Origin of the sequence: Bacillus cereus (assembly GCF_025917685.1) — a bacterium.
Classification (GTDB): domain Bacteria; phylum Bacillota; class Bacilli; order Bacillales; family Bacillaceae_G; genus Bacillus_A; species Bacillus_A cereus_AT.
The window spans coordinates 1,171,577-1,194,251 of sequence record NZ_CP089518.1; the positions used below are offsets into that span (position 1 = coordinate 1,171,577).

A 22,675-nucleotide genomic window follows, 5' to 3' on the forward strand; every position below is an offset into this window, starting at 1 on the left:
GGGGAGAAGTAAAAATGAAAACATTGCTAGAGGTAAAAGATTTGCAAGTCTCCTTTGATACACATGCAGGTGAAGTACAAGCTGTACGCGGTGTTACTTTTGATTTAAAAAAAGGAGAGACATTAGCGATTGTAGGAGAATCTGGTTCTGGTAAATCAGTTACTTCTAAAGCGTTAATGGGATTAATTCCGAACCCTCCAGGACGTATTAAAAACGGTGAAATCGTATTTGAAGGTCGTGACTTAACGAAATTAACAGAAAAAGAAATGCAGCAAGTACGCGGTAAAGATATCGCGATGATTTTCCAAGATCCAATGACATCATTAAATCCAACGATGACAATTGGTAATCAGATTATGGAAGGCCTTATTAAACACCAAGGGATGAGTAAAGCGGACGCACGTAAAGTTGCTGTAGAATTAATCGACCTTGTAGGTATTCCAAATCCAGAAGCTCGCTTAAAACAATATCCTCACCAATTCTCAGGTGGTATGAGACAGCGTGTAGTTATTGCGATGGCGTTAGCTTGTAATCCGAAATTACTAATTGCCGATGAGCCGACAACAGCGCTAGACGTTACAATTCAGGCGCAAATTTTAGAGCTTATGAAGGACATTCAGCAAAAAACAGAAGCAGCAATCATTTTCATTACACATGACTTAGGTGTAGTGGCAAACGTTGCAGACCGAGTTGCGGTTATGTACGCTGGTAAAGTTGTTGAAATTGGAACTGTTGATGAAATTTTTTATAATCCACAACATCCATACACATGGGGCTTAATCGCATCTATGCCAAGCTTAGATGGTTCAGAAGAAGAGCTATATGCAATTCCTGGAACGCCTCCAGACTTATTAAAGCCGCCAAAGGGTGATGCTTTTGCACCACGTAATCCGCAGGCGCTGAAAATTGATTTTGAAATGGAACCACCTTTATTTAAAGTAAGTGATACACACTATGCGGCAACTTGGTTACTTCATGAGCAAGCGCCAGAAGTAAAACCACCGGCAGTTGTTGAAAAACGCATTCTTCAAATGAAAGCAGGTGAACAACATGACTAAACAACGTGAGAAATTAATTGAAGTAAAAAATGTAAAGCAACACTTCGACGTGAGTGGTGGTGTTGTCAAAGCGGTTAATGATATTTCATTTGATATTTACCGCGGAGAAACATTTGGTCTTGTAGGAGAATCAGGTTGTGGTAAATCAACAACTGGAAGAACAATCATTCGTTTATACGATGCAACTGCTGGTGAAGTGTTGTTCGATGGTGAAAATGTACATGGTAAAAAATCACGCGCAGAACTGAAGAAATTCAACCGTAAAATGCAAATGATTTTCCAAGATCCATATGCATCATTAAACCCTCGTATGACAGTAGGGGACATTATTGCAGAGGGTATTGATATTCACGGACTAGCAAAAAGTAAAAAAGAGCGTATGGATCGTGTTCATGAACTGTTAAACACAGTTGGCTTAAATAAAGAACACGCGAACCGTTTCCCGCATGAATTCTCAGGTGGACAACGTCAACGTATCGGTATTGCTCGAGCACTTGCTGTAGAACCTGAATTTATCATTGCCGATGAGCCAATCTCAGCACTTGACGTATCGATTCAGGCGCAAGTTGTAAACTTACTGAAACAGTTACAAAAAGAAAAAGGTTTAACATACTTATTCATCGCCCATGATTTATCGATGGTAAAATACATTAGTGACCGCATCGGCGTAATGTACCGTGGTCAAATCGTTGAGCTAACAACAAGTGATGAGTTATATGCGAATCCAATTCATCCGTATACAAAATCACTATTATCAGCAATTCCACTTCCAGACCCAGATTATGAGCGTAATCGTAAACGTATCGTATATGATCCAACTCAGCATGATTATGGTAGTGAAGTACCAACAATGCGTGAAATTCGCCCAGGCCATTTCGTATTATGTTCTGAAGCAGAGTATAAGAAATATAAAGAAATCTATCAATAATAAAAAAAGCCATTCTTCCATTAAGGAAGGGTGGCTTTTTTCTACTATATAAATGAGTGGTCAACATTGTCGGTAAGTCGATATATTGAAAGAATCGCCCATATAAATTTCATTCACTAATAACTACATCTTGATCAAACGAGTGTTACTGCGCCTGAACAGAAACACTTTCTTCTTGCTCATTCGGTTTAACAAGTGCATAACGTTCCCATGCTCTACTTTTCCAGCGGAAGAACATAATAATGGCACGCGTCCATTCGTCGATAGCAATCGCTAACCAAATACCAACGAGTCCCATATCTAAATGGAAGGCGAAAAAGTAACCGAGTGGTAAACTCATTAACACCATAGAGAATGCGCCGATTAAAACAGGGTATTTTGCATCACCAGCTGCACGAAGTGAATTAATGATGACGATGTTCATCGTGCGTCCCGTTTCAAGTAGTACACTTAGTAAAAGAACGCTTGCACCTAATTTAATAATGTGTGGATTATCTGTAAACAGTCCCATTAATTGTGTGCGGAATGTAATAACGAGAACAACCATACATAAAGTTACGCCAATTGCCCATTTTACACTTTTCCATACACGTTCATATGCTTCATCTTTTTCGCCGCCGCCAACAAGGCGCCCGATAATAATTGCTGTTCCCATACCAATCGCAATGGCAAATAAATAAGTGAACATGGAAATGTTAGTAGCGTATTGCCTTGCTGCCAATGATTCCGTACCTAAGTATGTTGCGTAATATAAGAAGACAATTTGACAAGCTTGATACATGACTTGTTCGAATGCAGATGGAATGCCGATCTTTAATATTTTGCCAACGTATTCTTTTGATAAAGTGAAGTAATATTGTAATTTCACACGGTATTCCATAACGCGGTATAGTAACCAGAAGAACACAATAAGTGCCAGTAGTCGACTGACAGCGGAAGAAATCGCGGCCCCTTGCACACCGAGTTCAGGGAAACCGAATTTCCCGAAAATAAGTACGTAGTTTCCGGCGATATGAATAATATTCATTCCGAGCGAAACAAACATTGCTTGCTTTGTAAAGCCGTGAACGCGGATAATTGCGGCTAACGAGTTAATAATAGCTTGAAGGAAAATAGCCCCTCCGACGATGGATAAATAGCTTTGTGCATACATTAGTACATCGCCTTGTAAATTCATTGCCATCATCATATGTTTTGAAAATAAAAGAAAACCAGCGCTTATAACGAGTCCGACCACTAAATTTAATGTGACGGCTAATGCTGATATTTTAGATGCTTCCATAAAACGTTTGGAACCGAGGTATTGAGATACGACGATCGCAGCGCCATTCCCAATTACTTCTAGTACCAAAATAGCGATATGAAGATATTGATTTGCTGCACCAACCCCAGATACAGCATCGTCTGATAATGCACTTAACATGAAAGTATCAGCGATCCCCATCAACATAAAAAGAAAAACTTCTAGAAAAATAGGCCATGTTAATAGGAATAAACTTAGTTTCTCAGTTGGCCCACTTTTTGAGTGAATTGCTGTCATATCTGTCCCCTCTTTACCGATATCTATTTTTAGCAAAGTGTATCGTAACATACTTTCATAGCCATTGCACTCATTTTAACCTACATATTTTTAATATGAAGAGACCTCCATTTTATGTTAATAAGAGAAGGATAATTATACGTAAAATATAATAGAATATAAAATTCATTTTTCTCTGATAATTTAGAAAAATATAAAAATAGTTTTTTTGACGTTTTAGTCAGGAAAAATAGCAATATGAAACGTTTACAAAGGTTTATTTTTTAACAGAAAATTTTAATAAAATAGAAATATAAATATACAAAGAATATATTTGTGTGTATAATATGAATTATTAGAACATATATATATTTCTTTCTGTTTGAAAATGAAAGGGCTAACATTTTTTGGAGGGGTGGAAGTATGAAAAAAAAGATACCAGTTTTTGTAGCATCAACAGTAGCGATGAGCATGGTTTTAGGGGCATGTAGTTATCAAAAAGATGAGCCGCAAGCGAACGCAAAAGGGGATAGCGGGAAAAGCGGTGCGAAGCAAGTTATAAACTTAATTGAAACACAAGAAATTCCAACGATGGATCCAGCTTTGTCAGCTGATGCAGTTTCTTCGAAAGTAATGAACAACACGATGGAAGGACTATACCGTCTTGGAAAAGATGATAAGTTAGTTCCAGGTGTAGCGAAAGAATTCCAAAAGTCAGAAGACGGTAAAAAGTATACATTTAAATTACGTGAAGATGCAAAATGGTCAAATGGTGAACCTGTAACAGCGAAAGATTTCGTATATGGATGGCAAAGAGCGATTAATCCAGATACAGCTGCAAAATCAGCGTACATTATGTATGATATAAAGAATGCAGAAAAAATTAATAAAAAAGAGATGAGTCCAGATCAATTAGGCGTAAAAGCAATTGATGATCACACGTTAGAAGTGGAATTAGATAATTCTATTCCATATCTTGTTGATTTAATGGTCTATCCGATCTTCTATCCTGTGAATGAAAAGTATGTAAAAGAGCAAGGTGCACAGTTTGGTTTAGAAGCAAATACAACACTTTATAACGGGCCATTTACATTAAGTGATTGGCAACATGAACGTAGCTTCAAAATGACAAAGAGCCCATCATATTGGGACAATAAAGAAGTGAAGCTTGAGGAAGTAAACTTTAATATTGTAAAAGATACGTCTACGCCAATTAATTTATATGAAACAAACGCAGTCGATCGAGCGACGTTATTAGCAGAGTTCATCGATAAATATAAAGGAAAACCAGATTTCAAAACGGTAGAAGATACTTCTGTATTCTTCCTTCGCTTAAATCAAAAAGACCCAGCTTTAGCAAATAAAAATATTCGTAAAGCAATTTCTCTTGGTTTTGACCGTAAACCATTCGTTGATACATTATTAAATAACGGTTCTAAGCCAGCGACGGGATTAATTCCTGACAATTTCATTAAAGGACCGGATAAAAAAGATTTCCGTGCTGAAAATGGAGATATTATAAAACCGAATGTAAAAGAAGCGAAAAAGTATTGGGAAGCTGGTAAAAAAGAACTTGGTAAAAATGAAATTGAATTAGAGATGTTAAATGAAGACGTGGAATTATCGAAGAAAACTGGTGAATATTTAAAAGGTGAGTTAGAAAAGAATTTACCAGGTTTAACAGTGAAAATTAAACAGCAGCCATTCGCGCAAAAACTAAAATTAGAAGATGCGGGTGACTATGTAATGTCATTCTCTGGATGGAGTGCAGATTTCCCAGATCCAGTTACATATCTTGATATGTTCGTAACTGACGGAGCACAGAATAAAATGAAGTATTCTAATCCGAAGTACGATGAGATTATTATGAAAGCGAAGAAAGATGGAAGCGACGTAAACGCTCGTTGGAAAAACTTATTAGAAGCAGAAAAAATGTTACTTGATGATGCTGCGATTGTTCCAGTATATCAACGTGGTAGAGCATATTTACAAAGAGAAACAATTAAAGATATGTACAATCATAAATATGGTGGCGAAGTAAGCTTCAAATGGGCATCAGTAGAGAAATAACAAAAAAAGCAGGTGATTACCTGCTTTTTTTAGTACGTACGTTTTTTATAAATGCCTTTTCCGCCAACTTGATTCCAACCAGATTGTACATCTAAACTTTTGTTAACAAACTTCATTTTTTCTTTCCCACCAAAGAGTTTTTCACCGATGCTATTTGTAATGACACCAATCAATGCTGTTATTCCAATGATGAGGGTAGCAACAATGATAAAATCAGTAAAAAAAGCAATCATATGCAAATTCCCCCTTTGCCTGCCTGTATTTTTATTGTATGAGATAAAAGGTAAAAAAGAAAGAAATGTCAGAAAAATGTTTGGCAATTTTAGAAATCGTATAGACATGGGTGATGAGATTTGTTAATATAAGAACAGATGTTCTTTCTGTTGTTTTAGCTTTTGGTCTTACATTTCTCAATTGAATTATTGGGAAAAGGTAAGAAAACGTTCTCTTTTAGGCGATTCATGTTATGAAAAAACAATCGTATATAACATGAAGTATATTGTAAAAAGCAGGCGTCAAAAGGGTTGAAGATTGTTGTTAGATGACAGTTAAAGTGAGTGTAATCATGTTACATAGCAGTGGAATACACGGAGAAGTTTTCTCAACTAGCAGTAAATTTACTGTATATTTCTTGCAAAAACTATTGTATAATGATTATAGAAGTTACTTATTAAAAGTAATTGTTGTTGCTTACATGAATTGTGATTTTTTACTTTGCTATAAGACAAGTTATCGTGAAAAATTGCGGAAGTTAGAAATTTAAACTGTAATTAGTACAGAATTTGTACTCTTTAAGGAGAGTGAGCTTTGTATGGTAACATTATATAGTTCTCCAAGCTGTACGTCTTGTAGAAAGGCGAAATTATGGCTAGAGGAAAATCATATTCCTTATACAGAACGTAATATTTTCTCAGATCCATTAACGATTGAGGAAATTAAAGAGATTTTACGTATGACAGAAAGCGGAACGGATGAGATTATTTCTACTCGTTCAAAAGTTTTCCAAGAATTAAATGTAAACTTAGAGTCTTTACCACTTCAAGATTTATATAAGATGATTCGTGACTATCCAGGGATTTTACGTCGTCCAATTATGATTGACGAGAAGCGCCTTCAAGTAGGTTACAACGAAGACGAAATCCGCCGTTTCTTACCACGTACAGTAAGAACGTTCCAATTGCGTGAAGCACAGCGTCTTGTAAATTAATTATAATAATATGAAAACCTTCTACCTATTATATAGTAGAAGGTTTTCTTTTAATGTTTCACATTTCGTAATCGAACTCGTTGAACGATAATACCGATGCATAAAACGGTGAAAATGAATAAGTAAGGAATACTTGTCGTGAAACTTGGGTTGTTATGAAAAAAAGTTGCAAGTCTGTCTTCATGTGTAATCATTTTTCCTGCTGTATAGGCGAGAACTGCTGCCCCGCAAAAAATGAGGAACGGAAAACGTTCCATGAGTATTAAAATAAGTTTGCTGCCCCAAATGATAATCGGGATAGAAATGAGTAGACCGATTATTACGAGTAATAATCTTCCGTGAGCTGCACCCGCAATGGCAATAACATTATCAAACCCCATAACGAGATCTGCGAATACAATCGTACGCACCGCTTGGAATAAAGTCGTTTTTCCCTGAATCGAAGAAAGATCGTTGTTGTTATCAGTTAGTAAATTTACTGCAATTAATGTGAGTAAAACTCCGCCGATGAGTTGTAAAAATGGGATGTCGAGTAAATAGACAGCTAGTATTGTGAGGAGAATTCGCAGCACAATTGCTAAAATAGTTCCAATCAAAATTGCTTTATTTCGTTTTGATTCAGGTAAATTTCGGCTAGCTAGTGCGATAACAATTGCGTTATCACCACCTAGTACAACATCGATACCGACGATCATTAGTACAGATGTTAAAAACTCTAAGTCCATTCGTCTGCCTCCATTTATGATGTTTTAATAAGCGATATGTATGTGATGAAGAAAGTTTGTTTAGCTTTTATCCCGCGCTTTTGGGATTAAATAATCTTCTCTTATAGAAGTTTTACTTTATTACAGTGTACGGGGCAATACGCAAATGTATGTCCAAATTTTTTGTGAACAGAGAATTGAAATAATGATATTTAGCCGACTATCTGCGGGTAGTAAGACTCCGTCACAAAACCCGGTTATAAAGAAAAGGAGTTAGTTTTGTGCTTTCCTGTCCGTAAATGCCCGATTAGTGTGGTTAATAATCAACGTGGATGAGCAAAGAACCCATCAATTAAAGTTTCAGTTTATGTAAGTAGCCGAATGCAGATAGGTATATAACTATTTTTGTAAAATAAATCGATTTTATTTCCATTCTGGAGAATCTTATCATAAAATGAGAGTACAAGAATCTATTGATTTGTCATATGAGTGGGGGATCCCTTCATAACAATTCTAAACAGGAAGGGAGAGTTGTATTTTGGAAATTGAAAGAATTAACGATCATACGATGAAATTTTTTATTACGTACGTTGATATAGAGGACAGAGGGTTTAACCGTGAAGAAATTTGGTATGACCGCGAACGGAGTGAAGAACTCTTTTGGGAAATGATGGATGAAGCTCGCGATCATGATGACTTCTTTATTGATGGACCGTTATGGATTCAAGTGCAAGCAGTCGACAAAGGGATTGAAGTACTTGTAACGAAAGCAGAACTTTCAAAGGATGGACAAAAATTAGAACTACCAATAGGTGTAGACAAAATTATAGATATTCCTTTAGATGAAGGAATCGAATCATTATTCCAGCAAGAATTAGAGGAAGAGGAAATAGAACCGACAGGTACAAACTTTAATGAAGATGGTACGTTTGGCTTTTTAATTAAGTTTAATGATTTTGAAGATGTAATTTCATTAAGTCATCGTCTAATTTTTGAAGATATAAAAGATGAACTGTATTCATTTGAGGACCGCTATTATGTATATGTGGAATTCGATGAAGTGCTACATGATGAGGAAGAGATTGATCGTATTTTAAGTATTGTTTTAGAATACGGGGAAGAGTCTACTTTAACGATTCATCGTGTAAGTGAGTATGGAAAGCAAGTTGTGAAAGAGCATGCGCTTGAGACAATTCGTAACCATTTTCCTTCTAAAACGTAGGCCGATTTCTATAGTATGAAATCGGCTTTTTTTATGAAGAATAGGAAAGTTTTCTTAGTAAGGGGGTAAGAGATGAAAAACACGTTAAAACTACTTTTCTTTTTTCTACTATTGTTCGCATTATTTGTTTCATTACGCATGTTTATTGATGTAGCATTTTATTCGGATGTCATGGGTATAAAAGACGTTTCGATTTTAGGTATTATTAGTATTTTATTTACGGTTTCTGCATTTTTAATTGGATGTGTTATTTTCTTAGAAAACAGACATCCATCCAAAACACTTACATGGTTAATCGTACTAGGAATTTTTCCAGTGTTCGGTTTCTTTGCTTATTTATTATTTGGACAAAACTTTCGCAGAAAAAGAATGTTCCAAAAGAAGGCGTTACTCGATGAACAGGCATTTTTACAATATAAGGGACACGAAGATTATGAAGAACGAATTTTACGAGACCATAAGCATCAAGAATTGCTATTTCGTTTAGCTGATCGATTGGGTGCTTTAAATATTTCATTTCAAACTGAAACGAGGACATTAACAAATGGAGACGAGACGTTTCAGGCAATTTTAGATGGGTTAAATCGAGCGAAACACCACATTCATATGGAGTATTACATTGTGCGTGATGACAAGCTCGGTACAGAAATTAAAGATATTTTAATAAAAAAATCAAAAGAAGGCGTTGTCGTTCGTTTTTTATATGACGCGGTTGGAAGTTTTAAATTATCAAATTCGTATATTGAAGAATTGAATGATGCAGGAGTAGAAATGATTCCATTTTTCCCTGTGCGCTTTCCGATTTTAAACGATAAAATTAATTATCGAAACCATCGAAAAATCGTTATTATAGATGGAAATGAAGGGTTTGTAGGCGGATTAAATATTGGTGATGAATATTTAGGGAAGGATAAATATTTCGGTTTTTGGCGAGACACGCATTTATATTTACGCGGTGAAGCAGTTCAAAGCTTACAGCTAATTTTCCTTCAAGATTGGTTTTATATGACTGGTGAGGCAGTATTAGCACCTGAATATTTACAAGCGAAAGCAGTTGAGGGTGATCATTGGGGCGGAGTACAACTCGTTGGAGGTGGACCAGATAATAAATGGGAAACAATTAAACATTTATATTTTGCAATGATTGCTTCAGCTAGGAAATCGATTTGGATTGCAACACCATACTTTATTCCAGACGATGATATTTTATCTGCATTAAAAGTAGCTGCACTTGCTGGTATTGATGTTCGTTTGTTAATGCCAAGTAAGCCAGATAAGCGCACTGTCTTTTATGCATCAAGATCGTACTTTCCGGAGTTATTAGATGCAGGAGTAAAAATATATGAATATGAAAAAGGTTTTCTTCATAGTAAAGTTGTTATCGTTGATTCGGATCTCGCTTCAATTGGGACAGCTAATATGGATATGAGAAGTTTTCATTTAAACTTTGAAGTAAATGCCTTTTTATATGATACAGATAGCATTCGAAAGCTCGTTCAAGATTTTAAAGACGATTTAGAAGAATCCAGTGAAATTCATGTTGACCGATTTCATAAGAGACGTCTTCATAGGCGGATTGTTGAATCGACGTATCGGTTATTATCACCTTTATTATAAAAAGAGATGTCCTAATTTAGGACATCTCTTTTTTTGAGAGGAATTTGTAGTAAATTGTAGAATACAAGGAGTTGAAAGGGTGTGATTGTGATGTTTATTGCAAGGAGAGAAAACGGAGAGAAAATTCATCTATTATATAACCGGGATGAAGAGTGTTTACGCGATATGCGTAAACGAGAAAAATTCTTTTGCACAGCTTGCGGAAAGGAAGTGCAAATGAAGTTAGGGACACAAAAGAGTTGGCATTTTGCTCATAAGAAAGTAGATTCATGTCTTGCGTTTTATGAGGCAGAATCTGTGTACCATATGCAAGGTAAAGAATTGTTATATAGATGGTTAAAACGTCAAAACTTTCATGTAGATATAGAGCATTATCTTTCGGAAATTCAGCAACGACCAGATATTTACGTAGAGAGGGCGGATAGAAAAATTGCGATTGAATATCAATGTGCAAATCTCTCCATAGAGCAGCTTTATAAGCGAACATATTCGTATTGGCAAGCTAGTATACAAGTTATCTGGATAATCGGTGGAAATCAGTTGAAAAAGCAATCCGCCCATTGGATGACATTCTCCGCCCTTATGGCCTTCTCCTTACAACCTTATCCTCAGCCATTCCTTATTTTCTTTTGTCCGAAACAAAAATCGTTTATGAAATGCGCGTTTATCACTCCGTTTTCTACAAATGTCTCTTTCTCACATACAATTTATTTACCAACCGATACGACTACTGTTGAAATGCTCTTTTCTCCCGTTCCTTTCCGAAAAGAGGTATTAGGACAAGAATGGAAGAGAAAAAAGAACCATTTTCGGCAAAACGCTCTATCTATCTGGAATTATAATCATAAGTCACTATTACGCCTCTTATATCAATATAAATGTACCCCATCGAGTTTTCCTTCTGAAATCGGTGTTCCGCTTCCATCCTCATTTGCTTTTCAAACAAATCCATTTATATGGCAAGCTTTTCTTTATATGAAGTGTATAAGTAAGCTTAAGGTAGGGGAGTATATTTCCCTTCAGTACGCATGTAATTATGTAGCGAAATATACGAAGAGGCGTCTACTTCCGTATTTTGCACAACATATATGGAAGATAGCAGTTGCAGAGTATATGACATTTTTATGTTATATAGGTGTGTTAAATAAAGTAGGTAATAATAAGTATCGAAAAATAAGAGATGTTGTTTTGTTAAAAACAGAGGAGGAAATTATGAAATATGATGACATTTGCTTAGCGCATGCACTATCTCTATTTGAGACAAAGTACAACATGAGAGAGGGAAAAGGGGATATAATAAAGACTGATCGTGAAGGAATTACATAAGAAAAATCGAATTGTACTTAAGTAGAGATATTTAAAGGAGGGCTTAAAGAATGGCTGAACAAAACACAGTAAAATCATTACCAGATCGCAATGAGATTGAAGAAGCAAACACATGGCGATTAGAAGATATTTTCCAAACAGATGCAGAATGGGAAAAAGAATTCCAAGCTATTAAAGAGCTATTGCCAAAGTTAACTGAATTTAAAGGGAAGCTTGGTGACTCTGCAGACAATTTGCTTGAGGCATTGCAATATGAAGATGAAATTTCAATGCGATTAGGTAAGCTATATACATATGCACATATGCGTTACGATCAAGATACAACAAACTCTGTGTATCAAGCATTAAATGATCGCGCAACAAATTTATACTCACAAGTATCTAGTAGCACAGCTTATATCGTGCCTGAAATTTTATCTATTTCAGAAGATACATTGGAAACATTCTTACAAGAAAATCGAGAACTAAGTGTATATGAGCATGCATTAGAAGAAATTACACGTCAACGCCCGCATGTATTATCGGAAGCTGAAGAAGCGTTATTAGCAGAAGCATCTGAAGTGATGAGTGCATCAAGTAATACATTTGGTATGTTGAATAATGCAGATTTAAAATTTCCATCTATTAAAGGTGAAGATGGAGAAGAAGTAGAAATAACACATGGTCGTTATATTCAATTTTTAGAAAGTGATGATCGTCGTGTGCGCGAAGATGCATTCAAAGCTGTATATGAAACGTACGGAAAATATAAGAACACATTTGCAAGTACGTTAAGTGGGGCTGTGAAACGTAATAATTTCAATGCCCGCGTTCGTAAATACGATTCTGCACGTCAAGCTGCATTAAGTAATAATAATATTCCTGAAGCGGTGTATGATCAACTTGTTGAATCGGTAAATGATAATTTACACTTACTACATCGCTATATTGATATTCGTAAGCGTGCCCTAGGTCTTGATGAGCTTCATATGTATGATTTATATACACCGCTTGTACCAGAAGTGAAAATGAATGTGAAGTATGAAGAAGCACAAGAAATGTTATTGAAATCTTTAAATGTACTTGGTGATGAATATGTTGAAATTTTAAAAGAAGCATATGAGAATCGCTGGGTAGATGTATATGAGAATAAAGGAAAACGAAGCGGAGCATATTCATCTGGTGCATACGGAACAAATCCGTATATTTTAATGAACTGGCATGATAATGTAAATAATTTATTTACACTTACTCATGAGTTTGGCCATTCAGTGCATAGTTACTATACAAGGAAGACACAGCCGCACGTATATGGTGATTATTCAATCTTCGTTGCAGAAGTAGCATCAACTTGTAATGAAGCGCTTCTAAATGATTACTTATTGAAAACGACAGAAGATAAGAAAGAGCGTCTATATTTATTAAATCACTATTTAGAAGGATTCCGCGGCACTGTATTCCGTCAAACGATGTTCGCAGAGTTTGAGCATATTATTCATAAGAAAGTACAAGAAGGACATGCTGTTACGCCGGACATGTTAACGGAAATCTACTATGATTTAAATAAGAAATATTTCGGTGATGCTTTAGTGATCGACGAAGAAATTGGTTTAGAGTGGTCTCGCATTCCGCATTTCTACTACAACTATTACGTATATCAATACGCAACAGGATTTAGTGCAGCGACAGCTCTATCTAAACAAATTTTAGAAGAAGGGCAACCAGCAGTAGAACGTTACATTAACGAATTCTTAAAAGCAGGAAGCTCTGATTATCCAATTGAAGTGCTGAAAAAAGCAGGAGTTGATATGGCATCTCCTGAACCTGTAAAAGAAGCATTACAAGTATTTGAAGAGAAGTTAAATGAATTAGAAGCGTTATTGTTTGAAGAGAAGTAATGAGAAAAGACGAGGGATTTTATCCTCGTCTTTTCTGTTTGGGGCATTTGCTCAATAGGTTAAAATGTCGATATTTGTCGAATTATTGAGGTGATTTTCCTCGCTTTTTCTATATTAGAAGGAATTTTTACGACTTATTTTTGTAGTTAAAATCCTTTAAATCGTTTTCTATAGTTGAAATAAGAGACAGCGATGACGATAACTCCAAATAAAAGAGGGAAGGCAATAATTTTAGGAAAAGCTTGTAGTAGAGAGAGGATGTACAAGAAAAAAGAAACGATAACACATAGAAAGATAAGAAAAATATGAGACTTTTTCATAAGGAAACCTCCTAAATAGCTTTTTTTATAGCTTATTCAAGAATGAAAACGTTTAGAATGTGACAAAAGTGTGAAATTCGACAAAAGGGGTTGTCATCTGACGTCGAATCTTGTAATATAATAAGCGTGAACGAATTCACATACAAACATATACCCCTTTGTTTGAACGTGAAAATTTCTCCCATCCCCTTTAATATTTTTATAAGCCGTAAAGAAAAAGACCTGGTGTTTACACCAGGTCTTTTTCTTTTGCTATCCATTTCCAATAACGCTCGCACTTCACTTCAATCATTTGTACTTTTCGTTTTAGTTGTAATTTTTTTAGTTCGCGCTCTATTTCTTGCTGCGGGCAGTCATATATGAATGAGATTTCCTTTGAAGAAATAAATTGTGTTGCTTCTAGTAATACCTCTAAAGGAGGTAATGGCTCTGGCTCAATCTCGCATTTTACAAGTTCTTTTAATAACTGTACGTATACATCATAGGAATAAATTCCTGCAATTTTAATACCTTCCTCATCTGAATTTGCATGGAAAAATAGGAGGGAAGGTATTTCTGTAATATGCATCTCATTTGTGAATTTCAGGTCGCATTGGAAAGCTTTTTTTGCGCTAACTGAGTGTAGGTCTTTTTTAAATTCCTCTACATCAATGCCGCTATCTTTTGCACATGTAAGCAATAGTTCACCATCTGGATTTGATACATTTTTAAGAAGAATGTATTCCTGGAGTTTTCGCAAAAACTTCGAACCTGCTTTTCGGCCTTGCAACTCCGCCGCTTTAATTGCCATCGAAACTAGATACGGCGTTGACGATGCCTCTTGCATATGTACTTTTCCATCACATGAAAAACCTTGTAAACTTGTTGTCTTTTCCCACACAAATCGAATATTAGCAGGTTTATTCCATTTGTGTGAGGAAGCGTTTGCCCCGTCCACTTTTCCAGTTACTATATGACGAATAGAGAAGTATTTCCCATATTCAAGCCATAGTTTAATAATAAATGGCTCGATATCCCAGCAATCTTTACAAAGTGGATCAATAAATAAATATGCTTCTACAGACTTATGCTCGCATGTGGAAGGAGAAGGCATATTCATATGCTTTGCTTCCTGCTTATCCATTACACTTCACCTGTTTCATTTGGAGTATTGACCATATGTTGAGCAGTTAATGCTAAACGTTCAAAAACAAACTCTCTTATATGACCGTGCACTCCTGTATCATCCATTGCTTGCTCCATGCATGATAGCCAAGCTTCTGCGCGTTTTGGAGTAATCTCAAACGGAAGATGGCGTGCTCTTAGCATAGGATGCCCATGTTCTTCAGTGTATAAATTAGGACCACCTAAATATTGTGTTAAAAATTGTTTCTGCTTCCTAGCAGTTTCTGTTAAATCATCCGGGAAGATCGGAGATAAGTCAGGGTGTTCACTGACATAGGAATAAAATGTATCCACTAATGTTGCAATGCATTGTTCACCGCCAATTGCTTCAAATGGTGTCATCGGTTGCTTGCTCATCCTTTATAAACTCCTTTTTCCATGAAATGTATATCTATTGTAGCAATGGAATGTTATGAAGAGCAACTAAACAGCCTTCATAACATTCGTTGCTTATTTTATGTGTTGCTAATAAATCTTTAATTTCCAAAAAGGTGAAACATAACCACCAGTAAATCACTTCTACACTGATGGAAATTTCACTTTAGCGCTCTTTGTTTTGTTTGGCAAGGAAAAAGCGTTTTACTTTGTTATTTGTATGACGAACTGGTACGTTATGTTGCTTTAATAAACTCATAAATGAGGCTTTACCAGCTTCCTCATCTTGTACTTCGTATTCGATTTCATAATCATCGTGATTGTAATAGAAACTATGATCAAAGACAAGTGTTCCACCTTCAAACAATGTTTCAGCTCTTTCTGTTGTTAAACTTCCCATATAAGTTAAAGAGGAAACTGGAATTTGTAGTTTCTGAAGTTGATCCATTACAGTTCCTTGAATGATTGCGTTTGTTTCCATCATAAGTTTTGCTTCTTTTTCTGTTATAGATTGATGAGTTTCTAATAAACCAATTTCAGCAGGTTGTTTTAATGTGAATGTATAAGTTCCATCTTTATGACGAATACGAAGTGCAGAGCCTGTATTTTTTAAAGAAAATTGAGTTGTTTCAAAGTAATGATTTACTTGTTTTGTAAATGCTTTAATAGAAAAAGACTTGCATAACCTTTGGAATTCTTCCTCTGTAACCATGTTTTTAAATTCAATTTCAATTTCTTGTGTCATTGTATGCGCTCCTTTTGAAAAATAATTCTTTACACATTATCGCTTTTTCGCAAATTTGGTTCAATGTTTTATTTGTTTGCGTCCATGTTATGATACAATAATACTGTTAAGTAAGACAGGAAGTTGAGATGGAGGAATTCGAGCATGCAAAATAAAATTCAAGTTAAGAGCGTAGAAATGAGAGAGAATGCGCTTATTTTTTGTGCGGAAAATACTGAAATAGAGGTAAAGGAGTTAAGTGCGCGTAATCACGTACTTGTAGACTCAGATAATTTATCATTTTTATATATCTTAGAAAACGAATCATCTTTCATTTATGTAAGTATTCCGCATACATGCTGGGAAGCAATGCATGAAGCGATGAATAAAGATACAGCAATGTTTATTCGCGTGAATGATATTGAAATGGAATTAGAAGCATTAAAAGAAGAAGTAGAGTATTTAGTTGAAAATATTGAAGGTAATGCAAATTACGGAGAAGAATTAGTAACTGCTGTAGAAAAAGTATTTCTATAAGCAAATGGATTGATTTTGGTGGTGGTTGAAATGAATCGTAATTGGGAAGACTTTTTAGCGCCTTATCACCAAGCGGTGGCAGAGCTGAAAGTGAAACTAAAAGGAATGCGTACTCAATTTGCAATGTTAACGGAGCATTCTCCAATTGAGTTTGTAACAGGAAGGGTAAAGTCGGTTGCAAGTATTATTGATAAAGCGGAGAAGAGAAATGTGCCGTTAGACCGGCTTAGAGAAGATATGCAAGACATCGCAGGCCTTCGAATGATGTGTCAATTTGTTGATGAGATTAAGCCTGTTGTAGAATATCTTCGAAAACGAAATGATTTTGAAATTGTGGAAGAACGTGATTATGTAACGCAAAAGAAAGATAGCGGTTATCGCTCTTACCACGTTGTCATTAGTTATCCTGTTCAAACGATACAGGGAGAGAAAAAAGTATTGGTTGAAATTCAAATACGTACGTTAGCAATGAATTTTTGGGCAACGATTGAGCATTCTTTAAATTACAAATATAGTGGACGTTTTCCTGAAGATATTAAAATACGCTTACAACGTGCAGCGGAAGCGGCATTTTTATTAGATGAAGAAATGTCTTCCATTCGTCTTGAAATTCAAGAAGCGCAAAAGATTTTTTCACGAAAGCAGGAAACGAAAGATTCTGAATCATAAACTAAAGGGTGTTGGGCGATGAAATTTACAATTATGTCAAAGGGAGATCAATCATCAGATACACTAGCAAGTACGATGAAAGAATACTTGTTAGATTTTGGTTTTACGATGGATGAAAAGGAACCTGATATTGTAATTTCTGTTGGGGGAGATGGAACGCTTTTATATGCGTTTCATCGTTACTATAATCGATTAGATGAAACCGCATTTGTTGGTGTACATACAGGGCATTTAGGTTTCTATGCAGATTGGTTACCGACGGAAGTAGAGAAGTTAGTAATTGCGATTGCTAAAACACCGTTCCAAGTAGTTGAATACCCACTTTTAGAGGTGATTATTCGCTATGTGAATGGTAGTAAAGAGTCGCAGTATTTGGCGATGAATGAAGCGACTGTAAAAAGTGCAGAAGGAACATTAGTAACAGAAGTGGAAATACGCGGAGAGTATTTTGAAACGTTCCGCGGAGATGGTCTTTGTATTTCTACTCCTTCAGGAAGTACTGCGTATAATAAGGCACTTGGCGGAGCGATTATTCACCCTTCTATTGAAGCGATTCAAATTGCAGAAATGGCATCAATTAACAATCGTGTATTTCGTACGGTAGGTTCGCCGCTCGTACTGCCGAAACATCATACATGCGTTTTAAAGCCGGCTGCAGGAATGAACTTGCAAATTACGGTGGATCATTTGACGATGGTTCATCAAGATGTGAAATCAATTCAGTATCGCGTTGCAAACGAGAAAGTACGATTTGTTCGTTTCCGTCCGTTCCCGTTCTGGAAACGTGTCCGTGACTCGTTTGTTGCAGATAAATAGAGAGGGTTTATATATTTGAACAGGTTTACATTGAAATGGGATATACAGCTTGCGGATGAGGGGACTTTAGTTAGAGAGTTTTTGAAAACGAAAGGAATTTCGAAGGCTGCTTTAACCGATATAAAGTTTCACGGTGGAGCTATTGAAGTAAACGGTCAACATGCGAGTGTTCGCTACAAGTTACAAGCCGGTGAAGAGTTACAAGTCTTCTTTCCGTTTGAGGAAAGAAGTGAAGGGATGGAAGCAGAAGATATTCCTTTAAATATTGTATATGAAGATGATGCAGTGCTTGTTGTAAATAAAGAAGCATATATGTCGACAATTCCGTCTAGGGAGCATCCGTCAGGAAGTGTTGCAAATGCTCTGTTATATCATTATGATAAACAGAACCTTGCAAGTACAGTGCACATTGTAACGAGACTCGATCGTGATACTTCAGGACTTATGTTAATTGCAAAAAATCGATTCGTTCACAACCTTTTATCAAAGCAGCATCAACAAAAAGGAGTGAAACGAACGTATGAGGCGCTCGTTCATGGAATGATCCTAGAAGAGATAGGGACGATTGATGCACCAATCGGACGAAAAGCGGATAGTATTATTGAGCGAACTGTCTGTGAAGATGGTCAAAGAGCTGTTACTCATTTTAGAGTGATGGAAAGTTCTTCTAATGAGACGCATGTAGCACTTGAACTTGAAACAGGAAGAACGCATCAAATTCGTGTACATATGGCGCATATAGGACATCCGCTACTTGGGGATGATTTATACGGCGGTCGAAGAGATGTGATGAAACGCCAAGCGCTTCATAGTACGTCTTTGACGTTTTATCACCCTATTTTAGAAAAGGAAATGACTTTTACCTTATGTATCCCAGATGACATGCAATCCGCTTTACATAACAATTAAAAGGGAACAAAATTCTTACTGAACGAAGAATTTTGTTCCCTTTTTTTAGCGGAATAATATTAAAATTTGATTTTCACCAGTACGTTTAATAACGAAAAAGCCACTTTCAGCTTTTGTAGCAATGCCGTCATCATTTGGAAGACAGTATCCGTGTGTTTCGCAAGTACCGTCATCACGTACTAACATTTGTCCAATTAATCCGACAGGAAGCCACTCAGTACGGTCTCTTCTTGATATATATTTACAAGCTGGATCCCATTCTGTATTTAAAAGAGGTTGTGTGTCTTGCGTGTCCGTATGCGCATATTGACGCTTTCCAAAGCTATCTGTTTTATAGCGTTTTTGCCAACTTAAAGCACCGCTATTTCCTATGAGAGCAGGAGTAGCACTAGATATTCCTAATATGAATAAATCATTTGAAGTAGCTTTTCGAATTTTTTCTTCGCTACTAAATGTAACGAAATGACCGACATCAATAGAACTATGATCTGCTGTCTCAAACATTTGTGCAAAATCCGTTCCACTTGCATTGTAAGAAGCACCATCGATATACATTTCTCCGTTGTGAGCAAGCCATTTTGCACCGATATTATGGTCGGTGTCATTTGTACCATTTGCAATAAACCAAGAATAAGATTCTTCTGCCGTGCCGAAGCGCCCCATAATATGGCTGCCTGCAAAATGAGCTGTTGATGTATGCATACCTTCCGCATGAGAAGAGAATCCGTTAGCGATAGTCGCGGTTCCTTCTGCATGTGCTGCTTCGCCTAAAGCAATTGTATGTTTTCCTTCCGCATGAGAATAAGAGCCGCCTGCTGTCGTTTCACTTCCTTCACTATGCGAACTATGTCCAGTTGCTTTTGTTTTTGATCCTTCTGCATGAGAGAAAGAACCTTTTGCATGTGTAAGAAGCCCTTCTGCATGTGAAGCTGTACCTTCTGCATTAGAATGAAGCCCCTCTGCATGTGCATACCGGCTCCCTTTTTTAACTTTTGTATTTTCGGGTGTAGGGGTCTGAATTACAATAGTTTTTTCTGTTTGTATATCATTTGATGGGGCTAATGCTTCTTTTATTTTTTTTACTTGATTTATAATAGTAGCTGGAATTTCTGGTTCCACTTTTTTATTTATTGCTACAGGGATGTTTTCTTCTGTATTTTGCTCTGTTTGCTCAGAATGTAATACCTGTTCACTATGATTAGAGAGAGGTTTATTTTTTTGTTGCATCTTTGTTTTTCTATTATCGATTATGCGGCTCATTACAGCATTTTCTAAAGAGACATATTTTGTTCTTGCTTTACTTTTTTTTGATGATTCTTGTTTTTCTAGTTCTTCTAAAGCTGCAGCTCGAATGCTACACCAATTGTTAATTCCGTACATAGGCAGATAGAAAGGCGGGAATTTTCTTTTTTGTTTAGAAGATTTTTTCTTCATTCTGTCACCTCCTGCGACAGTATATGCCGTGTACTTAAAAAAAGATGCACTTTATTGCATCTTTTTTTAAGTACATTACCTAGTTTTTATATGAGATGTGCCTAAATAATACGGTAATCCCTCGCAATTCATGAATTGCACTAAGTAAGGGGAGTTATGAAATTGGGCGGAATTTCTCAGCGACAAAAGGCAGGGAGGAAGGGACGGAAACGGTCTCCATTTCAGGAAAACGTAGTCCGGTTAGCTTTCCACCAAATACAGCACCAGTATCGATATTGACTGTGTGATTTACAAAGCGAGGTTCTTTTACTGGAGTATGTCCATATATAATCCAAGTTTCCCCGTTATATTCTTGCGCCCAGTCGCGACGGACAGGTGAGCCGTCAGCATGCTTTTCTCCTGTAATATCGCCATATAATACAAAGGTTTGTACTTTTTTATCTTGTCTTCCTATGTAATCTTGCCGAATCCCAGCGTGACATACGATTACTCTTTTTTCATCTAGTATGTGATATAAAGGGGATTGCTCATAAAGGGTGATGAACTTTTCTTTTATAATGTTTTGCTTATGAGAAGATAGCGCTTCATATTCAGCGACAGTTGTTTCGAGTCCGTGAGCGATTGTTACATTACCCCCAAGGAAAAATCGGTATAGTTTATTGCAGTGATTTCCAGGAGCGTAATAAGCTTCTTTTTTATTTATGACAAGTTCCCATACAATTTCAATCATACGTAATGAGTGAGGACCGCGATCTGTAATATCACCAACGAATGCAAGCTGACGTTGGTCAGGGTGAATGGGTAGGCCACTGTTCCAGTTGTATCCAAGTTTCGTCGTTAAATTTTGAAACTCTTGGAAGCACCCATGAATATCCCCTATAATGTCATATTTCATATTTAAACCTCCATCATATTTTTCATTAGTATATCTAAAAAAGGATAGAGATAAAAATGTACCGCTTTTTGTGTGGCTTATTTAAACATAAAGATTTTTGTTCTTGAGCGAACATTTAAAATAAATCCAATCGCAATCATGTATGTAAGCAGCGAACTTCCTCCATAGCTCATAAGGGGTAATGTTATCCCTGTAATAGGAAGTAATCCGATTGTCATCCCGATATTTTGGAATACTTGAAAAGTAAACATTCCGATTGTACCAGCACAAATATAACTACCGAAAGGATCATTACTTTCTAAAGCGATATGAATCATTCGGAAAATGAGTAAGAAAAAAAGTGAAATAATGACACTTGCACCTAAAAAACCAAATTGTTCAGCGACATTAGTGAAAATAAAATCTGTATGTGGTTCTGGAAAATATACTTGTCCATTTTCCCAACCCTTTCCTTGCATTTCCCCTGATCCAGCAGCTAAGAATGCTTGTCTTAGTTGATAGCCTTGCGCATCATATTTGTATGGTGCTAACCAGCCGTAGAAGCGATTTAATTGATATTCTTTTAAAATGTGTGCTTTAAAGAACTCTGTATGAGAAAAAAATATATATATTAATGTAGAACCCGCTGTGATAATGCCGGAGACTAATCCGAAAATAAAACGCCATCGTATACCGGAAACTAGTATCATTGCTGCGAGCATAGCTGAAATTACCATCGTATTCCCTAAATCCGGTTCCTTTGCAATAAGGAGTAGTGGTGGCAAACTTGCTGCGAATATCTTTCCGAGTAATAAAAAATCGCCCTGTATTGTTCTGAAAAAATATTTCTCATTGTGATTTGCTATAATTCGTCCAATGACGATAATTAAAAATAATTTCATAATTTCAGAAGGCTGGAAATTTCCGATGCCTGGAAGCCTGTACCAAGCGGTAGCGCCTTTAATTGTAAGGGCACCTGGTACTTGAAGTTCTAGCCCAATAAGTAATACCATTGCAAAGCTATATAAATACCAAGCAATTTTTTGATAACGATCGAAATCGATAATCATAATAACGCCAATAGCAATAAATCCAATGAAATACCATTGAATTTGCTTTAGTACAAAATTTACGTTTTGTAAAAATGGTGGTAAAGAGGCTTGCGCACTTGCAATAGCAAAGCAACTAACAGTCCCAATGGCAAATAAGATGAATAGCAATACGTAGTCTATTTGATATTGAGAATTTGGTTTCAATGTATATAGTCCTTTCTATCACCTAGTAAGTATATGGATGACGTCATGATAAAAATAATATGCAAGCAG

General features: G+C 36.2%; 22 protein-coding genes. 12 read left to right on the forward strand and 10 right to left on the reverse strand.

The features are described from left to right. The first annotated feature begins 14 nt into the window (after window positions 1-14). Window positions 15-1,058 (forward strand): ABC transporter ATP-binding protein, encoded by a 1,044-nt coding sequence (locus tag LUS72_RS06000; RefSeq protein WP_097830030.1) that lies wholly within the window; start codon window positions 15-17, stop codon window positions 1,056-1,058. Then, window positions 1,051-1,986, forward strand: coding sequence for an ABC transporter ATP-binding protein (locus tag LUS72_RS06005; RefSeq protein WP_097830031.1), 936 nt, complete (start codon window positions 1,051-1,053; stop codon window positions 1,984-1,986). Before LUS72_RS06000 ends, LUS72_RS06005 begins: the two co-directional genes overlap by 8 nt. Before the next feature lie 145 nt (window positions 1,987-2,131). On the opposite strand, the gene LUS72_RS06010 is transcribed toward LUS72_RS06005, so the two are convergent. Further along, a complete protein-coding gene (locus LUS72_RS06010; RefSeq protein ID WP_141533312.1) occupies window positions 2,132-3,577 on the reverse strand; it encodes an MATE family efflux transporter in 1,446 nt (481 codons plus the stop codon). Between the two features lie 351 nt (window positions 3,578-3,928). Here LUS72_RS06010 and LUS72_RS06015 point away from each other — a divergent pair, with 351 nt between their 5' ends. After that, window positions 3,929-5,575, forward strand: a complete 1,647-nt coding sequence (locus LUS72_RS06015; RefSeq protein ID WP_098361664.1) for a peptide ABC transporter substrate-binding protein — start codon at window positions 3,929-3,931, stop codon at window positions 5,573-5,575. A gap of 29 nt (window positions 5,576-5,604) precedes the next feature. On the opposite strand, the gene LUS72_RS06020 is transcribed toward LUS72_RS06015, so the two are convergent. After that, on the reverse strand, window positions 5,605-5,808 hold the full coding sequence (locus tag LUS72_RS06020; RefSeq protein WP_000559981.1) for a hypothetical protein: 204 nt from the start codon (window positions 5,806-5,808) through the stop codon (window positions 5,605-5,607). Between the two features lie 578 nt (window positions 5,809-6,386). Here LUS72_RS06020 and spx point away from each other — a divergent pair. Then, window positions 6,387-6,782, forward strand: coding sequence for a transcriptional regulator Spx (spx, locus tag LUS72_RS06025; protein WP_000258267.1), 396 nt, complete (start codon window positions 6,387-6,389; stop codon window positions 6,780-6,782). 50 nt (window positions 6,783-6,832) lie between these two features. Here the strand turns inward: spx and LUS72_RS06030 are convergent, their stop codons facing one another. Then, window positions 6,833-7,507: a TerC family protein gene (locus LUS72_RS06030; protein ID WP_071744644.1), complete on the reverse strand. Its 675-nt coding sequence runs from the start codon at window positions 7,505-7,507 to the stop codon at window positions 6,833-6,835. A 517-nt stretch (window positions 7,508-8,024) separates the two neighbouring features. Between LUS72_RS06030 and mecA the strand changes: the two genes are divergently transcribed. The 4 genes from mecA (at window position 8,025) to pepF (ending at window position 13,528) form a co-directional block, all read left to right on the forward strand. After that, a complete protein-coding gene (gene mecA / locus LUS72_RS06035) occupies window positions 8,025-8,708 on the forward strand; it encodes an adaptor protein MecA (protein ID WP_000402127.1) in 684 nt (227 codons plus the stop codon). A gap of 72 nt (window positions 8,709-8,780) precedes the next feature. Continuing rightward, window positions 8,781-10,325, forward strand: coding sequence for a cardiolipin synthase (locus LUS72_RS06040; protein ID WP_097830035.1), 1,545 nt, complete (start codon window positions 8,781-8,783; stop codon window positions 10,323-10,325). A gap of 90 nt (window positions 10,326-10,415) precedes the next feature. Further along, window positions 10,416-11,651 (forward strand): competence protein CoiA, encoded by a 1,236-nt coding sequence (locus LUS72_RS06045; RefSeq protein WP_141533315.1) that lies wholly within the window; start codon window positions 10,416-10,418, stop codon window positions 11,649-11,651. 50 nt (window positions 11,652-11,701) lie between these two features. After that, complete coding sequence (gene pepF / locus LUS72_RS06050) at window positions 11,702-13,528, forward strand: oligoendopeptidase F (protein WP_097830037.1); 1,827 nt, start codon at window positions 11,702-11,704, stop codon at window positions 13,526-13,528. 146 nt (window positions 13,529-13,674) lie between these two features. Here the strand turns inward: pepF and LUS72_RS06055 are convergent, their stop codons facing one another. The 4 genes from LUS72_RS06055 to LUS72_RS06070 all read right to left on the reverse strand — a co-directional run bounded on the left by LUS72_RS06055 (window position 13,675) and on the right by LUS72_RS06070 (window position 16,132). Beyond that, the gene (locus tag LUS72_RS06055) at window positions 13,675-13,848 is read right to left on the reverse strand and encodes a hypothetical protein (protein WP_000748141.1); all 174 of its coding nucleotides are present in this window, start codon (window positions 13,846-13,848) and stop codon (window positions 13,675-13,677) included. A gap of 229 nt (window positions 13,849-14,077) precedes the next feature. Further along, window positions 14,078-14,971: a ClpXP adapter SpxH family protein gene (locus LUS72_RS06060; RefSeq protein ID WP_097830038.1), complete on the reverse strand. Its 894-nt coding sequence runs from the start codon at window positions 14,969-14,971 to the stop codon at window positions 14,078-14,080. Then, window positions 14,971-15,369, reverse strand: a complete 399-nt coding sequence (locus tag LUS72_RS06065) for a globin domain-containing protein (protein WP_000043388.1) — start codon at window positions 15,367-15,369, stop codon at window positions 14,971-14,973. The genes LUS72_RS06060 and LUS72_RS06065 overlap by 1 nt, the downstream gene beginning before the upstream one ends. Before the next feature lie 184 nt (window positions 15,370-15,553). Next, window positions 15,554-16,132, reverse strand: coding sequence for a CYTH domain-containing protein (locus LUS72_RS06070; RefSeq protein ID WP_097830039.1), 579 nt, complete (start codon window positions 16,130-16,132; stop codon window positions 15,554-15,556). Window positions 16,133-16,276: 144 nt separating this feature from the next. Here LUS72_RS06070 and LUS72_RS06075 point away from each other — a divergent pair, with 144 nt between their 5' ends. The 4 genes from LUS72_RS06075 to LUS72_RS06090 are packed head-to-tail and all read left to right on the forward strand — an operon-like array spanning window position 16,277 to window position 19,042. Next, entirely contained in the window at window positions 16,277-16,648 is a 372-nt protein-coding gene (locus LUS72_RS06075) for a UPF0738 family protein (RefSeq protein WP_097830040.1), read from the forward strand. Window positions 16,649-16,678: 30 nt separating this feature from the next. Further along, window positions 16,679-17,317 carry a GTP diphosphokinase gene (locus LUS72_RS06080; RefSeq protein WP_097830041.1) on the forward strand — a complete coding sequence of 213 codons (639 nt, stop codon included), beginning with the start codon at window positions 16,679-16,681 and terminating at the stop codon, window positions 17,315-17,317. Between the two features lie 18 nt (window positions 17,318-17,335). Next, window positions 17,336-18,133 carry an NAD kinase gene (locus tag LUS72_RS06085; RefSeq protein WP_000673196.1) on the forward strand — a complete coding sequence of 266 codons (798 nt, stop codon included), beginning with the start codon at window positions 17,336-17,338 and terminating at the stop codon, window positions 18,131-18,133. A gap of 15 nt (window positions 18,134-18,148) precedes the next feature. Continuing rightward, window positions 18,149-19,042: an RluA family pseudouridine synthase gene (locus LUS72_RS06090; RefSeq protein ID WP_097830042.1), complete on the forward strand. Its 894-nt coding sequence runs from the start codon at window positions 18,149-18,151 to the stop codon at window positions 19,040-19,042. Between the two features lie 45 nt (window positions 19,043-19,087). Here the strand turns inward: LUS72_RS06090 and LUS72_RS06095 are convergent, their stop codons facing one another. The 3 genes from LUS72_RS06095 to LUS72_RS06105 form a co-directional block, all read right to left on the reverse strand. Then, the gene (locus tag LUS72_RS06095; RefSeq protein WP_097830043.1) at window positions 19,088-20,476 is read right to left on the reverse strand and encodes a peptidase G2 autoproteolytic cleavage domain-containing protein; all 1,389 of its coding nucleotides are present in this window, start codon (window positions 20,474-20,476) and stop codon (window positions 19,088-19,090) included. A 154-nt stretch (window positions 20,477-20,630) separates the two neighbouring features. Next, window positions 20,631-21,371, reverse strand: a complete 741-nt coding sequence (gene prpE / locus LUS72_RS06100) for a bis(5'-nucleosyl)-tetraphosphatase PrpE (protein WP_097830044.1) — start codon at window positions 21,369-21,371, stop codon at window positions 20,631-20,633. A gap of 77 nt (window positions 21,372-21,448) precedes the next feature. Then, complete coding sequence (locus tag LUS72_RS06105; RefSeq protein WP_097830045.1) at window positions 21,449-22,606, reverse strand: FtsW/RodA/SpoVE family cell cycle protein; 1,158 nt, start codon at window positions 22,604-22,606, stop codon at window positions 21,449-21,451. Window positions 22,607-22,675 lie beyond the last annotated feature (69 nt).